We start from the raw sequence: 15,292 nt of genomic DNA, 5'->3' as shown, positions 1-15,292 counted from the left end.
GTCCCCTGGTAACATGCCCTCCATTCGATTACTCACGCCCCGCCTGGCCAACCAGATTGCTGCCGGCGAGGTGGTTGAGCGCCCGGCTTCGGTCGTGAAAGAACTGGTAGAAAATGCGCTCGATGCCGGTGCCCGCCGGGTCGATATCGAGGTGGAGCAGGGGGGTGTCAAGCTGATCCGGGTACGTGACGACGGCATGGGCATAGACGAGACGGACCTTCCCCTTGCGCTCAGCCGTCATGCCACCAGCAAGATTGAAAATCTCGAAGACCTCGAAGCAGTGGCGTCCCTTGGTTTCCGGGGGGAGGCCCTGGCCAGTATCAGTTCCGTTTCCAGGCTGGCACTGACATCACGCACAGAGCGCCAGGAGGCGGCCTCAAAGGTAGAAGTGGAAGGGCGCGACATGGACGCCAGTATTTCCCCGGCGGCCCATCCGGTGGGCACGACGGTGGAGGTCCGGGACCTGTTCTTTAACACGCCCGCCCGGCGCAAGTTTCTCCGTACGGAGAAGACCGAGTTCAACCATGTTGAAGAATGCATTCGCCGCCAGGCCCTGAGCCGTTTCGACACCGGTTTTACGCTTCGACATAACCAGCGTGTGGTCCAGAGCCTCAGGCCGGCTGAGAATCCGCTGGACCGGGAGCGGCGGATTGGCTCTCTATGCGGTCAGCAGTTTATCGACAACGCCGTGGTGATTGATGCTGAGGCTACGGGATTGAAACTTTGGGGTTGGGTTGCCCTGCCGACCTTTTCCCGCAGTCAGGCGGATTTGCAGTACTTTTTTGTCAACGGGCGGGTGATACGGGACCGGCTGGTAGCGCATGCCGTGCGCCAGGCTTATCGGGATGTGCTTTACAACAACCGTCACCCGGCGTTCGTGTTGTATCTGGAGGTTGATCCCGCGAACGTGGACGTGAATGTTCACCCCACCAAGCACGAAGTGCGTTTCCGCGATGGGCGCCTGGTTCACGATTTTATTTTCCGGACGCTTCACAAGGCGCTGGCAGATGTACGCCCGGATGATCATCTCAAGGGAGCGGTAGCCCAGTCCCACGGTCGGGAGGCCGGTACGGCAACCGGTGGTTTTGGCGTTCAGGCTGCCATGCCGGGTGTCAATCACCAGCCCGCCTCCGATCCGTTTACAGGTTCCGGCGGCAGCCCGCAGCATGCCGGGTTCTCAGGGAGCCCGAGGCCCCCGCAGCCTGAATGGCAGGCCCGCGATCAAATGGCGTTCTACCAGTCCCTGAACGAGGGCGGTGGAACCGGGGCGCAGCCCGCGATGGCTGACTCCGGTGATCTGGCCGTTGCGGCGCCTACGCCACCGCAGGACAGCGGTGATGAGCCGCCGCTTGGCTACGCCATTGCCCAACTGCACGGAATTTATATCCTGGCCCAGAGCCGTCAGGGCATGATCGTGGTGGATATGCACGCGGCCCATGAACGTATTACCTATGAGCGTATGAAGCGTGCGCTGGAGGCGCAGGACCTCAAGAGTCAGCCGCTGCTGGTGCCGGTTTCCCTGGCTGTCAGCCAGAAAGAGGCGGCATTGGCGGAGACTCATGGTGAAGAGCTTTTGCAGTTGGGATTGAGGGTGGAGCGCATTGGCCCCGAAACTCTCGCTGTGCGGCAGGTGCCTGCGCTGTTGCGGGGGGCGGACACCGAGCAATTGGTTCGGGATGTGCTGTCTGACCTGATTGAGAACGGCGAAAGCGACCGTGTGGAGGCGGTGATACATGAGTTGCTTGGTACCATGGCATGTCATGGTTCCGTGCGTGCCAATCGGCAACTGACCATTCCGGAAATGAATACCCTGTTGCGGGACATGGAGGCCACCGAGCGCAGTGGTCAGTGCAACCATGGTCGGCCCACCTGGACTGTGGTCACCCTCTCGGAGCTGGACAAATTATTCCTGCGCGGGCGTTAACACCGGTATGACGGCATCAACCGCTAAAGGCACCAAGCCCCTGGCCATATGCCTGATGGGCCCGACTGCCTCGGGCAAGACCGACCTGGCCATCGAGCTCTGTCGCCACCTGCCCTGCGATATCATCAGTGTTGATTCGGCGATGATCTACCGGGGTATGGATATTGGAACCGCCAAGCCCTCGCACGAGGAGCTCTCCCAGGCGCCACACCGGTTAATTGATATCTGCGACCCGGCGGAAACATACTCGGCAGCGGACTTCCGTCGCGATGCCCTGCGTGAAATGAACGACATTGTGTCAGCGGGGCGGATTCCGTTGTTGGTGGGTGGCACCATGATGTACTTCAAGGCATTGCTGCATGGTATGTCCAACCTGCCGTCTGCTGATCCAGTCGTCCGGGAGGCCCTTGAGCAGGAGGCGAAGGAGCGAGGCTGGGGTGCCCTTCACCAGGAGCTGGAGCGACAGGACCCTGTGGCGGCGGGTCTCATTCATCAGAATAACCGGCAGCGACTTATTCGGGCACTTGAGGTGATTCGTCTGACGGGACGGCCGATTTCCTCAATATGGCAGGACAAGGCGAGCAGAGGCCAGGCAGAGAACCGTCAGAACAGTGATGGCATTGAGGATTACACCTATTTCACCCAATGGCAGGCAGACGAATCGCCGTCTCTTCCGTATACTGTAGTGCAGCTTGCGATGGCTCCCGCCGAGAGGCGGGTGCTCCATGAAAGAATAGCCCTGCGTTTCAACGCCATGCTGAATGCGGGTTTTCTTGATGAGGTCAGGGCGCTGAAGGCCAGGGGTGATCTGAATGCTGGCCTGCCCTCCATGCGTTGTGTCGGATATCGTCAGGGCTGGGCACATCTGGCCGGTGATTATGATTACGACACCATGGTGGACAAGGGCGTTGCTGCTACCCGGCAGCTTGCCAAGCGACAGCTGACCTGGTTGCGAAAGTGGTCCGATGTGGACTGGTTGGATAGTGGCGACAAACTTATGTCCGACACTGCCTTGAAAATTATTGAGTTTCGCACCACATTTAACAATTGAAGTTGACGATCTGCCTTTACTTATAAACAGGAGAAAACACATGTCAAAAGGGCACTCTCTACAAGACCCTTACCTTAATGCATTACGCAAGGAACGCATTCCGGTTTCCATCTTTCTGGTCAATGGTATCAAGCTTCAGGGCCAGATCGAGTCTTTTGACCAGTTCGTGATTTTGCTGAAAAACACTGTCAGCCAGATGGTCTATAAGCATGCCATTTCCACTGTGGTGCCCGCGCGGAACGTTCGTATTCCGCCACAGGCTCCGGGCGGAGAAGAATCTGAAGACTGATTTATCCGGGCACACCGGTGTTGTCACCCGCGCTCCCGAAGGGCCCGAAAAGGCTCCCAGGGCCGCGGGTGTTTGTTTTGGTGACAGGTGCAGCCTGACTGATTTGGAGTTGTTACTACTTGTTTGAGCGTCCCGACGTTGGTGAACGGGCGATTCTCGTTCATATCGAGTTTTCCTCACACGAAGAAGCTGAGGATCTGGGCGAGTTCCGTGAACTGGTCTGGTCTGCCGGTGTCGAACCCGTAGGTGTTGTCACCGGCTCGCGCAAGCAGCCCAGCCCGAGACTGTTTGTCGGCGAGGGGAAGCTGGAAGAGATTCGTGATGCCGTGACCGCCAACGAAGCGGATGTGGTGCTTTTCAATCACGCACTCAGCCCCAGCCAGGAACGAAACATTGAGCGTGAGCTGAGCTGTCGTGTGCTCGATCGCACGGGCGTCATCCTGGATATTTTCGCTCAGCGTGCTCGCACCCATGAAGGTAAGCTTCAGGTGGAACTGGCTCAACTTGAGCATATGTCGACCCGCCTTATTCGAGGGTGGACGCACCTTGAGCGCCAGAAGGGTGGTATCGGGTTGCGTGGCCCGGGTGAAACCCAGTTGGAGACGGATCGGCGGTTGCTGCGGGAGCGTATCAAGTCCATTCATCGCCGCCTTGAAAAGGTCCGTAAACAGCGTAACCAGGGTCGCCGGGCCCGGATGCGTGCGGATATTCCAACCGTCTCACTGGTGGGCTACACCAACGCGGGCAAGTCCACGCTGTTTAACCGCATAACAACGTCAACCGTTTACGCGGCGGATCAGCTGTTTGCGACCCTGGACCCGACGCTGAGGCGCCTGGAACTTCCTGACATTGGCCCGGTCGTAATGGCCGACACTGTCGGCTTTATCCGTCATCTTCCCCACAAGCTGGTTGAAGCCTTCCGTGCCACCCTGGAAGAAACCACCGAAGCCTCAATTCTGCTCCACATAATCGACTGCCACGATCACCGTCGTGACGAGAACATGGAGCAGGTGGAAGAAGTGCTGGCAGAAATAGGTGCTGACGAGATTCCGGTGCTGCAGGTTTTCAACAAGATCGACCTGCTGGATAACTTCCAGCCGCGGGTTGAGCGCAACGAAGATGGCGTTCCCGTGCGTGTCTGGGTTTCTGCGGTCACCGGGGAAGGTCTTGAAGGCCTGTTTGATACCATCGTCGAACGATTGGCGGAGGACGTGATCCATCAATTCGTACTGCTGGGCCCGACGGACGGCAAGTTGCGGGCGCTTTTGCATGAAGCGGGCTCTGTCGTGACGGAAAGTCACCGCGATAGCGGGGATTCGGTACTGGAAGTACGCCTTCAGCATCGTGACTGGTTACAGCTTTTGAGCCGCGCTGGCGTGCGCGAAAATGATGTAAGGCTTGAAGAACAACGTACATAGGCCGGCTGTGCTATTGCCGGGGCGCTTATAAATCCCTAGTATTTGCAGCCATTCGATTAGTTTGGAACGGAGAACACTATGGCCTGGAATGAACCGGGTGGAAACCGCAACGACAATGACCCCTGGGGTACTGGTGGTGGTCGTGGCGGAAATGACCAGGGCCCACCGGACCTGGACGAGGCGCTGAAGAAGGGTCTCGACAAGCTCAATCGCTTGCTGGGTGGCAAGGGCAACAAGTCCGGAGGCAGTGGCGGCAGTTCGTCCTCGGGTGGCGCCGGCGGTTTTGGTGCCATCCTGGCGTTGGCGGCCATCATTTTTGCCGGATACGTGGTCTTTCAATCGTTCTACACCGTGAACGAGCAGGAGCGTGCGGTTGTGCTTCGCTTTGGCGAGTTCAGTCGTACTGAAACGCCGGGTCTGCGCTTCAAGGTTCCGTTGATCGATAGCGTTTATCTGGTCCGGGTGACGAACGTCCGGAATGCGGAATCTACAGGCCAGATGCTGACACAGGACGAGAACCTCGTCTCTGTCGACCTTCAGGTCCAGTATCGTGTTGGTGATGCTCAGGCTTATGTGCTGAACGTCCGTGATTCCAACCAGGCATTGGCGTTTGCTACTGACAGTGCCTTGCGCCATGAAGTTGGTAGCTCAACACTTGATGACGTGTTGACGGAAGGTCGTGCCGAGTTGGCCGTTCGCGTGGAGCAGCGCCTGCAGAGCTTCCTGGAAGAATACGGCACTGGCTTGACCATTGTCCGTGTAAACGTCGAGAGCACTCAGCCACCCGATGCGGTGCAGGATGCCTTCCGTGAAGTGCAGCGCGCCCGTGAGGACGAGCAGCAGGTCAAGGAAGAAGCTGAAACCTACCGCAATAAAGTGGTCCCCGAGGCTCGTGGCCGGGCACAGCGCCTGACCGAGGAAGCGGCGGCCTACAAGGAAGAAGTGATTGAGCGTGCCCGTGGTGAAACCTCACGTTTCCTGGCGGTTCTTGGTGTGTATCAGACTGCGCCGGAAGTCACTCGCGAGCGTATGTACATCCAGGCGCTTGAAGGGGTTCTGTCGAATACCAGCAAAGTGCTGGTGGACACCCAGAGCAGCGACAATATGATGTACCTGCCTCTGGATAGGCTGACTAACCGTTCCGGTGCCAGCACCGGCAGCCAGAGCGGTTCCGGAAGCTCCGGCAGTGACATCGACATCAAGACCCTGTCAGATCAGGTGATTCAGGAGCTGCGTGGCAGGCAGGATAGTGGCGTTCGGAGGAGCAGATAATGATGGGACCCAAAAGTATTGTGGGCCTTGCAGGCGCCCTGATTGTCGTACTGGTTACGCTCTCCAGTGTTTACATTATCCCGGAAACCCATCGTGGCGTGCTGCTGCGGTTCGGTGAGTTGATCGAAACGGATATTTCAGCCGGGCTTCACTTCAAGGTGCCGGTCATTGATCAGGTCCGGGAATTCGACATCCGATTGCTGACAACGGATCTTCCATCGCGTCAGTATTTGACCATCGAGAAGAAGCCGCTGGACGTCGATTCCTACATCGCCTGGAAAATCCGCAACGTGGATCAGTTCTACCGGGCCACTGGTGGTGACGAATACCGCGCCTCCGAGCTGCTGTTGTCTCGCGTGGATAACGGCCTTCGGGATGAGTTCGGTGTTCGGACCATGGTCGAGGTCGTTTCCGGCCAGCGTGACGAGCTGATGCACACCCTGCGTGACCGGGTGAACGAAACGTCGCTCAAGGAATTTGGCATTGAAGTGGTGGATATCCGCGTCAAAGCCATTGAATTCCCGGGGCAGGTGAGCCAGAACGTCTATCGTCGAATGGCGACCGAGCGCGAGAAACTGGCGCAGGAATTCCGCTCCCGCGGTCGCGAGTTGGCGGAGGGTATTCGCGCGGATGCTGATCGCCAGCGCACCGTTATCCTGGCGGAAGCCTTTGCCAAGGCTGAGGAAATGCGTGGTGAAGGTGATGCTCAGGCCGCCCAGATCTATGCCGATGCCTATGGGTCTAACAGCGAGTTCTATAGCTTCTACCGCAGTCTGGAAGCCTATCAGAACACCTTTGCCAATGAAGACGACATCATGGTCATCGACACTGATAGCGACTTCTTGAAGTTCCTGAAGGACCCTCAGGGAAACCGCTAACCACGACGATGGTAGTGACAAAACCGGAATACCTCGGTATTCCGGTTTTTTTGTGTCTGCCAACAGTGTAAAATTCTGCCGGTTTTGGTTCGGGTTTTTATCTTTCCCCGAGCATCGCCCTAAATCCTGTGCACTCTCGCGGCAAGAAGCTTCCGCCCCGGGACAGAACGGACAACCGAATCTCATGACAGTATCTGATCGCTGGCTACTGCCTGATGGCGTGGAAGACATCCTTCCGCCATTGGCTGGACAGATTGAATCCCTGCGCCGGGATGTAATGGATACCTGCCAGCGTTGGGGTTACCAGCTGGTTATCCCGCCGTTGATCGAATACCTCGAATCACTTTTTACGGGCACCGGGCACGACCTGGAGCTTCAGACCTTCAAGCTGACTGATCAGCTGACCGGCCGGATGATGGGGCTGCGTGCGGACATGACGCCGCAGGCAGCACGCATTGATGCCCATACCCTTGGCCAGGAAGGTATTACGCGGCTGTGTTATGCCGGCCATGTGCTCCACACCCGACCGCGCCATATGCTGACAGGGCGCACGCCCATCCAGGCGGGTTGCGAGCTGTTTGGTAGCGCCTCCGAATCGGCGGATCTGGAAGTGATCAGCCTGATGCTTGAAACCCTGCGTGTATCGGGTTTGCCCAGAATCCATCTGGATCTTGCCCATGTCGCGATCTACGAGACATTGGTTGGAGAGGCCGGGTTTGATCGCGATACCGGCGCGGCCATCTTTGATGCCATGGCCCGTAAGTCTGTGCCGGAACTGGATGAATTGCTGGGCGGGTGCCCACCGGGTTCTGCTGGCGGCATGCTCAGAGAGCTGGCCAGAGTCAGCGGTGGGAAGGATGCCCTGCGTGAGGCAAAGCGCATTCTTGAAGGGGCGCCGGAACCGCTTCGTCAGGCGCTGGATCAACTGGATCGAGTGGCGGATATGCTGTCCGCGAGCTATCCAGAGGTAAGCTTCGGGTTCGATTTTTGTGAGCTTCGAGGATACAACTACCATACCGGGCTGGTGTTTGCGGCCTATGTGCCGGGGCATGGTGACGCGGTTGCCAAGGGCGGTCGCTACGATGCCATTGGCAGTGATTTCGGCCGTGCACGTCCGGCGACGGGCTTTAGTCTTGATATCCGTGCGCTGGTCTCACTTGGTCAGCGAACCGGCCGCGCTGGCAAGGCCATATGGGCGCCAGCCACCGAAGATCCTGCGCTGGATGGCGTGATTTCCGGCCTGCGGATGACGGAGACGGTTATCCGCGCCCTGCCGGAAGACGAGGGCGTTGATCCTGGCACGCGCAATTGCGATCGTGCCCTGGTGAAGCGAGACGGCCAGTGGGTCGTGGAGCAGTTGGACTGATGACCTTCGGGGTCGGGCCACTCATTTACAGGTAAACCTGCGGGCACCCCATCAATTGGCGGGGCCGCACTGAGAGAGAGTCATGGGTAAAAACGTTGTAGTGCTGGGCACCCAGTGGGGTGATGAAGGAAAAGGCAAGATTGTTGACCTGCTGACCGATAAGGTTGCGGCGGTGGTGCGCTTTCAGGGCGGCCACAATGCCGGCCATACCCTGGTTATTGAAGGTAAGAAAACCGCCCTTCATCTGATTCCGTCTGGCATTCTTCGCCAGAATGTCCAGTGCCTGATTGGCAACGGCGTCGTGCTCTCTCCGGAAGCGTTGCTGAAGGAAGTCCGCGAACTCGAAGGCAATGGGGTTGCTGTGCGGGAGCGTTTGAAGATCAGTCTGGCGTGCCCGGTCATCCTCAAGACCCATGTTCGTATCGATCAGGCGCGCGAGCGAGCGCGAGGTGTCGACAAAATTGGCACCACCGGTCGCGGTATCGGGCCGGCCTACGAAGACAAGGTTTCACGCCGTGGGATTCGCGTTGGAGATCTGTGTGACCCGAAGAGCTTTGAAGAGAAGCTCCGGGAAATCATGTCGTACCATAACTTCGTGTTGACCGAGTACTTCAAGGAAGAGCCCGAAGACATTGATCAGGCGTTTTCCGAACTGATGACCATGGGCGAGGAAATTCTGCCCATGTCTGCCGACGTCACGGATATCCTCCATGACCTTCGCAAGCGCGGCGAACACATCCTCTTTGAAGGTGCGCAGGGCTCGCTGCTGGACATTGATCTGGGTACCTACCCGTACGTCACCTCCTCAAATACCACGGCTGGCGGCACGGCTACCGGGTCTGGTTTTGGGCCGTTGTTCCTGGATTACGTGCTGGGGATCACCAAGGCCTACACCACTCGTGTCGGTTCCGGTCCGTTCCCGACCGAGCTGTTTGACGATATGGGCCATCACCTGGCGGTCAAGGGCAACGAGATTGGCACCACCACCGGGCGTTCACGCCGTTGTGGCTGGTTTGATGCGGTTGCACTGCGCCACGCCATCCAGATCAACAGCGTATCGGGCATCTGCCTGACCAAGCTGGACGTGCTCGATGGCATGGATACGGTGAAGGTGTGCATTGGCTACAAAACGCCTAACGGGGAGATTACCCGCCCGCCGATCGGTTGCGATACCTACAAGGACATTGAGCCGGTGTATGCGGATCTTCCGGGTTGGCAGGAGAGCACGGTCGGGCTGACAGGCCTGGACCAGTTACCGGAGAACGCCAGGGCCTATATCCGTTTCCTGGAAGAGCAGATCGAAGCACCGATCGATATCATTTCCACCGGTCCTGACCGGGTAGAGACGGTCATTCTGCGCCACCCCTTCGGCGAGTAACCTTCCTGGGTTGTCGCGGACACCTTCAGGGCTTGTCCGCGATAACCGTCGCCCTTTTCGGACCCGGATAACCTTCCACGGTCTTCGTTGGGTCGTCCGGGTCGAGAAAGTCCTGCAGCGACTGGAATTGCATCCAGTCAGTGCTGCGTTGCTCCTCGATCGTGGTTTCTGTCACATCCACCACGCGGGCGTTGCAAAAACCGGTTCGGTCCAGCCAGCGCAACAGAGTGTCGCAGCTGGGCAGGAACCAGACGTTGCGCATCTGGCCGTAGCGGTCCTCCGGCATCAGGCTGTAACCTTCCGGCCCATCCGCTATCAGCGTTTCCAGCACCAGTTCGCCACCCGGGCGGAGTGTGTCTTTCAGTTCCAGTAAGTGATCAAGTGGTGAGCGACGGTGGTAGAGCACACCCATTGAGAAAGTGGTGTCGAATGCTTCCAGCTTTGGCGGCAGATCCTCTACGCGCACCGGGAGCAGATCAATGCGCTGCTCCTGGCCTGCATACTGTTTGACGCTGAGAAACTGGAACAGGAATAACAGTCCTGGGTCGATGCCAATCACCCGGCCGGCTCCTTCGCCCAGCATGCGCCAACAGTGATAGCCAGAGCCGCAACCGACATCCAGTATCTGCCGACCACTCAGGTCTGACAGGTAGGGAGCGACGCGGTCCCATTTCCAGTCAGAACGCCACTCGGTATCGATATAGGTGCCAAAGAATTCGAACGGGCCCTTACGCCAGGGCATCAGTCCTCGCAGCCCTTCTTCGAGCTTTGCACGGTCTTCTGTGCTGAGGGGCTGGTCGGAGTTCAGGGTAATGGCCGACTGGTTCAGGTTCGCCGTGGCATCACCAATGTGGGGCAGGGTGTCCAGAGCCCGGTTCCATCGGGCAATATCCCCATGAGGGTTGTCGTCAAAGCGCTTTTGTAGCTGTTGCTGCAGTTGCTTTCGCCAGCGCTCAAGGCCACGGCTATCAAGATCGTCAAGCAGCGGGGCAAAGCACCCCTGCCAGTTGAAGGTCGTCATGGAGGCTCCGTTCAGTGCGATTTAATGGCGAGCATGGAGACAAAGTTGAAACACTGGTACCACACCATAACCTGACTAAATCCTGCGTTTATCAGTCTCTCACGGTGTTCGGCCAGGGTTTCCGGTATCAGTACCTGTTCCAGGGCGGAACGCTTCTGACTGATCTCCAGGTCGGAATAGCCGTTGGCCCGTTTGAACTCGTGATGGAGTTGGGTCTGTGTTGATTGCTCGGAATCGGATTCAAAGCGAATTTTCTCGGAGAGGATCAGTACTCCGCCGGGCAGTGTGGCGTCGGCGATGCGAGCCATCAGTTCTGCGCGTCTGTCTGGCGCCACGAACTGCAGTGTGAAGTTCAGGGTGGTCACCGACGCGTTCTCAATCGGGGTGTCGAGGATGTCCTCGCACCGCAGCGAAACCGGCAATGGGTGGTCGTCCAGAGCAATATAATGCTCGCAACGCTCAATCATGGCAGCCGAGTTGTCCACGCCTGTAAGGGTGCAGTCGCGGTCCCCAATGCCATGGCGCATGGCCAGAGTGGAGGCGCCGAGAGAGCAGCCGAGATCGTAGCAGTGACTGCCCGGGCGGGCATACTGTTCGGTGATCACTTCAATCATTGGAATAATCGTGGTGTAACCCGGTACTGAGCGCCGGATCATGTCCGGAAATACCCGAGCCACCGATGTGTCAAACCGGAATTCTCCGGTTTCCCGTTCAGTGGCGAACAGACGGTCCAGCGCCTGGCCCGGTTTTTTGTTCCTGTCAGCCATTGTCTGCTGGCTCCTGGCCCTCATGGACAGGCCTGTCGTGTGCGGGTGTCGGGCCTCGGCTGCAGCGTACGCCCCGGTTCTTGTAATCAACGAGGATGCCCCGGAACTCCGGGTCCACATCGGCGGCGATGGCCAGATACCCCTGTTCGCAGACAGCGTGGAGTTCCGATGACTTGGGCGACATGCGGAACTCTTCGCCAGGTTTGATGTGAACGGCCTCAAATTCCCCCACCGGCACATGATCCTTATTCTCGGCATGATCAATCCGCCCGCTGGCCTCCAAAACCACGATGGTAACGATGATGGTGGCAATGGCAGTGACAATCAGGCTGCGGACGGTAAATCGGGCCTCACTTTGGCTCATCGGTTGGTCTCCGGTCTGTCGGTAATAGTGGCCTCAATATTGGCCGGGTACATGAATGGAAGGGGCCTGTAGCGCCGCCAGTTGTTCCCGAAGTGACAGGATCTGGTCGGACCAGAAACGCGGCTGGGCAAACCAGGGGAAGAAACGCGGGAAGGCCGGGTCGTCCCAGCGCTTGGCCAGCCAGGTGCAGTGGGAAATCTGCCGGAAGCAGCGCATGGGTTCAATCAGATGACGCTCACGACGATTGAAATCGCGGAACATCTCGTAGCCTTCCAGTAGTTCACCAAATTGCTGGCCACGTTCAACGTCATCACCGTTCAGTAACAGCCACAAATCCTGAATCGCAGGCCCGGTACGGCAATCGTCCAGGTCGACAAACAGCATCTGTTCCTCGCGGCAGAGGATGTTGCCGGCGTGGCAGTCACCATGAATTCTCAGGGAGTGCACCTCGCCAGCGTCATCGATCCGACGGGCGCAGTGGTCGACAAGATCGGGAATCAGCGAGTCCCACGCTGGCCGAAGGTCATCTGGAATCCAGCGGTTTTCCGTAAGGAACCGATTGTTATCCTCAATGCCCGAAAGAATCGACATAACCGGGCGATGGTTGAAGGGCTCAGTGTCACCGATATTGTGGAGCTGGCCCAGCCACTGGCCGAGGCGGTACAGGGTATCTGTCACGCTGGTGTCGGGCGCCTGCCCGCCCCGCTGCTGAAATACGGCAAACAGAAAGTCCCCGCAACGGCCCAGTGTATCGCCGGAGGGCATAGCCATGGGCGCCACGACCGGAATATCGGCGTTGAGCAACTGGACGGTAAACTGATGTTCTTCCCGGATCTGGGCTTCGCTCCAGCGCCCCGGACGGTAAAACTTGGCGATTACCGGTGGCTGGTCTTCAATACCAATCTGGTAAACACGGTTCTCGTAGCTGTTGAGGGCAAACAGGCGTCCACTGACCACAAATCCGGCGTCTTCCAGGGCATCAAGAATGGTATCGGGGGTAAGGGCGTCGTAAGGATGGCTGGAGGTTTCGGTCATAAATAAGGTTTAGTATCTCGAATTCTGTTGGGACTTCATGCTGGCGAGGTGATACCAGTTTTCGTCCAGTTCCCATCGCACCCGATCAATGCCAGACGCGCTGAGGACGATGTTGCCTGCCTGGGCCTGGACCTGGGCCAGTTCACGCTCGGCCCGTTGCCAGTCACGATCATTGTCTCCCAGGTTACGCATGCTCGGAAAAATGGTGGTGAGTGCTTCGTGCGTCGAGGTTTCATGGGAGCGCAGTGAGCTCATGATGGCGGTCCCTCCTTCAACCCGGAGAACGCGATGCTGATAAGGATAGTTGGCCACCATTTCATCGGCCTTCAGTGCCTGGTTCAGGCTGATGACTTCAAAGCCTCGCCAGCCAAGCCAGCCAACAAATATGGCCGCCACCAGCATTACAATAATAAACTGCTTCCTGTCAGACATCGGTTCCCTGCTCCGTGCACTCAATTCACGGCCAAGTATAACGTTTCGGGGGCGACACCGTAATGCGATTCGGGCTTTTTAGCCAACGAGCGTGTTGGTGATGCTGACAAACGATCGAAACACAACGCGGGTGACGTTAAAGCAGATGACAGGGCGAGACATAGTACAGGCAGATACCGTGGTCGTCGGTGCCGGCATTGTCGGCCTCGCAGTGGCCAGGACGCTGGCCAAGCAGGGCAGGGAGGTGCTGGTGCTGGAATCCGGCGCTCACTTTGGCGAAGGGGTGTCGTCCCGCAATAGTGAGGTTATCCATGCTGGGATCTACTATCCCGAGGACTCCCTCAAGGCCCGGTTGTGTGTTCGTGGTCGTCGGATGTTGTATGAGTACTGTCAGACCCGTGGCATCGACCACCGCAAAACCGGCAAGTGGATTGTGGCCAATGGCGCGTCGCAGGTGGAGAGGCTCGACACTATCGCCAGTCAGGCCCTTCGCAACGGTGTTCCGCTCCAGCGGGTAACCCGCAGGGCCCTGCGGGTGTCTCTGCCGGACGTGACCGCCCAGGAGGCGTTGTACTCACCGGAAACGGGCATTGTAGACAGTCATGGTGTGATGCTGTCGTTGCTGGGAGAGCTGGAGGACTACGGTGGCCATTTGCTCCGCCAGGCGCCTGTAGAACATGCGGCGACCTGTGACGGAGAGCATCGGTTGCAGGTTGGAGGGCCGGCGCCCTGTGAGCTCAGGGCGCAACGGGTGGTGAACGCAGCCGGCCTCGGAGCAGTACCATTGGCCACGAGCTGGCAGGGAGTGCCAGCGGATATCGCGCCCCGCCAGTGGCTGGCCCGAGGTGTCTACTTCAGCTATTCCGGTCGCCACCCCTTCCGTTCATTGGTATACCCGATCCCTGAACCAGGCGGCCTCGGCGTTCACCTGACGCTTGATCTAGCGGGCCAGGCTCGATTCGGGCCCGATGTTGAATGGATAGAGCGAGTGGACCTCTCGGTTGACCCCGGTCGGGCAAGGTCGTTTGCTGAAAGTATTCGCCGTTGGTGGCCAGCATTGGACGAGTCCCGCCTGCAGCCCGCCTATGCCGGCATTCGTCCCAAGCTTGCTGGCCCGGATGGTGGGTTTGCGGATTTCCGGATCGCCGGAGAACGTCGGCACGGTGTTGCCGGACTGGTGCACCTGTTCGGCATTGAGTCGCCGGGATTAACGGCTGCTTTGGCCATTGCGGATGAAGTGGCAGGGCAGCTCGCCGACTAATGCGTTTGCATACCTTTATCCGGGGGTTCTTGCCAGCGCCCAGATCTGAACCTCCCTGGCGCCGGCCTCAAGCAGCACTTCAGTCAGGCTTCGTGCAGTGGCGCCGGTGGTGACCACGTCATCAACGATGGCAATACTGGCCGGTGGTATACGGGTAACCTGGTAGATTCCCCGCAGGTTGGCCAGGCGCTCTTCGCGGTTCAGTCCTCGTTGTGGCCGGGTGCGCCGGTTCCTGACGACAAGGTCAGCGCTCCAGGGAATGCCCGATTGACGGCTGATGTGCTCTGCAATATCCGCCGCTTGATTGAATCCTCGTTTTCGTCGACGGGCCGGATGCATCGGGCTGGCCAGAAGCAGGTCCGGCGTGCGTTCAGGATGGGTCTCCAGCATCAATGTCAGATGAGTGCTCAGATCCTGGATCAGGGGGCGGGCATAGGCGCGTTGGCCATTGTATTTGTAGCGCTGGACCATACCGTCAACCGGGAATCGATAGCGCCAGGGCGCGACGATTCGGCTGAAGGGCGGTGGGTCTTTCAGGCACTGACCGCAGATGAGTTCATCGCCAGCGTAGGCGATAGGCAGTGCGCAGCAGCGGCAGTGCGAGTGGTTGGCGGGCAAGTCCTGCCGGCAGGGAGTGCAGAGCCCGAAATGGGCATGCGGTTCCAGGCAGGCCACGCATTGCCCGCCGCGCAGCTGAAATAAGCCCTTGATGCTGATTTGAGCGCGCGGAATCCGTTTCGCGCTGTTAACCTTTGGTGTGATCAAGGTTGACAGCGATTTCAGTCCCTTTATCATCTGTTCAATCCGTAAACCAGAATCCCGGTAAAGTTAACAGG

15 protein-coding genes are annotated in these 15,292 nt (G+C 58.4%); 9 read left to right on the top strand and 6 right to left on the bottom strand.

All coding sequences use genetic code 11. From position 1 onward, the window contains the following. Positions 1 to 13 precede the first annotated feature (13 nt). The 8 genes from mutL to ACTRWH_RS18235 all read left to right on the top strand — a co-directional run bounded on the left by mutL (position 14) and on the right by ACTRWH_RS18235 (position 9,576). Positions 14 to 1,924 carry a DNA mismatch repair endonuclease MutL gene (gene mutL / locus ACTRWH_RS18270; RefSeq protein ID WP_036209729.1) on the top strand — a complete coding sequence of 637 codons (1,911 nt, stop codon included), beginning with the start codon at positions 14 to 16 and terminating at the stop codon, positions 1,922 to 1,924. A 7-nt stretch (positions 1,925 to 1,931) separates the two neighbouring features. Further along, a complete protein-coding gene (gene miaA / locus ACTRWH_RS18265; protein ID WP_085679784.1) occupies positions 1,932 to 2,975 on the top strand; it encodes a tRNA (adenosine(37)-N6)-dimethylallyltransferase MiaA in 1,044 nt (347 codons plus the stop codon). 40 nt (positions 2,976 to 3,015) lie between these two features. Then, the gene (gene hfq, locus ACTRWH_RS18260) at positions 3,016 to 3,264 is read left to right on the top strand and encodes an RNA chaperone Hfq (protein WP_007154829.1); all 249 of its coding nucleotides are present in this window, start codon (positions 3,016 to 3,018) and stop codon (positions 3,262 to 3,264) included. A 119-nt stretch (positions 3,265 to 3,383) separates the two neighbouring features. Then, complete coding sequence (hflX, locus tag ACTRWH_RS18255) at positions 3,384 to 4,682, top strand: ribosome rescue GTPase HflX (protein ID WP_036209734.1); 1,299 nt, start codon at positions 3,384 to 3,386, stop codon at positions 4,680 to 4,682. A 78-nt stretch (positions 4,683 to 4,760) separates the two neighbouring features. Continuing rightward, positions 4,761 to 5,954 (top strand): FtsH protease activity modulator HflK, encoded by a 1,194-nt coding sequence (gene hflK / locus ACTRWH_RS18250; protein ID WP_041332407.1) that lies wholly within the window; start codon positions 4,761 to 4,763, stop codon positions 5,952 to 5,954. A gap of 2 nt (positions 5,955 to 5,956) precedes the next feature. Beyond that, a complete protein-coding gene (gene hflC, locus ACTRWH_RS18245; RefSeq protein WP_041336347.1) occupies positions 5,957 to 6,832 on the top strand; it encodes a protease modulator HflC in 876 nt (291 codons plus the stop codon). A gap of 184 nt (positions 6,833 to 7,016) precedes the next feature. Continuing rightward, positions 7,017 to 8,198 carry an ATP phosphoribosyltransferase regulatory subunit gene (locus ACTRWH_RS18240; protein ID WP_036209740.1) on the top strand — a complete coding sequence of 394 codons (1,182 nt, stop codon included), beginning with the start codon at positions 7,017 to 7,019 and terminating at the stop codon, positions 8,196 to 8,198. An 82-nt stretch (positions 8,199 to 8,280) separates the two neighbouring features. Then, positions 8,281 to 9,576, top strand: a complete 1,296-nt coding sequence (locus ACTRWH_RS18235; protein ID WP_036209743.1) for an adenylosuccinate synthase — start codon at positions 8,281 to 8,283, stop codon at positions 9,574 to 9,576. 25 nt (positions 9,577 to 9,601) lie between these two features. On the opposite strand, the gene cmoB is transcribed toward ACTRWH_RS18235, so the two are convergent. Genes cmoB through ACTRWH_RS18210 form a run of 5 tightly spaced genes read right to left on the bottom strand, consistent with a single transcriptional unit; the run spans position 9,602 to position 13,195 of the window. Next, entirely contained in the window at positions 9,602 to 10,597 is a 996-nt protein-coding gene (gene cmoB / locus ACTRWH_RS18230) for a tRNA 5-methoxyuridine(34)/uridine 5-oxyacetic acid(34) synthase CmoB (protein WP_085679786.1), read from the bottom strand. A gap of 11 nt (positions 10,598 to 10,608) precedes the next feature. After that, on the bottom strand, positions 10,609 to 11,364 hold the full coding sequence (gene cmoA / locus ACTRWH_RS18225) for a carboxy-S-adenosyl-L-methionine synthase CmoA (protein WP_036209747.1): 756 nt from the start codon (positions 11,362 to 11,364) through the stop codon (positions 10,609 to 10,611). Then, a complete protein-coding gene (locus ACTRWH_RS18220) occupies positions 11,357 to 11,728 on the bottom strand; it encodes a hypothetical protein (RefSeq protein WP_036209750.1) in 372 nt (123 codons plus the stop codon). Before ACTRWH_RS18220 ends, cmoA begins: the two co-directional genes overlap by 8 nt. Positions 11,729 to 11,761: 33 nt before the next feature. Beyond that, positions 11,762 to 12,763 carry a serine/threonine protein kinase gene (locus ACTRWH_RS18215; protein WP_075196528.1) on the bottom strand — a complete coding sequence of 334 codons (1,002 nt, stop codon included), beginning with the start codon at positions 12,761 to 12,763 and terminating at the stop codon, positions 11,762 to 11,764. A gap of 9 nt (positions 12,764 to 12,772) precedes the next feature. After that, positions 12,773 to 13,195: a hypothetical protein gene (locus ACTRWH_RS18210; RefSeq protein ID WP_007154819.1), complete on the bottom strand. Its 423-nt coding sequence runs from the start codon at positions 13,193 to 13,195 to the stop codon at positions 12,773 to 12,775. A gap of 145 nt (positions 13,196 to 13,340) precedes the next feature. Between ACTRWH_RS18210 and ACTRWH_RS18205 the strand changes: the two genes are divergently transcribed. Further along, positions 13,341 to 14,456: an FAD-dependent oxidoreductase gene (locus tag ACTRWH_RS18205; RefSeq protein ID WP_462826723.1), complete on the top strand. Its 1,116-nt coding sequence runs from the start codon at positions 13,341 to 13,343 to the stop codon at positions 14,454 to 14,456. Between the two features lie 15 nt (positions 14,457 to 14,471). Here ACTRWH_RS18205 and ACTRWH_RS18200 read toward each other — a convergent pair whose 3' ends face one another. Then, positions 14,472 to 15,131: a ComF family protein gene (locus ACTRWH_RS18200; protein WP_269400100.1), complete on the bottom strand. Its 660-nt coding sequence runs from the start codon at positions 15,129 to 15,131 to the stop codon at positions 14,472 to 14,474. Positions 15,132 to 15,292: the final 161 nt, after the last annotated feature.

The sequence above is a fragment of the Marinobacter sp. G5_S1_61_S3 genome (genome assembly GCF_054968585.1).
The sequence above is the reverse complement of the archived record's forward strand: the minus strand, read 5'-3'. Positions and strand labels throughout refer to the sequence as shown.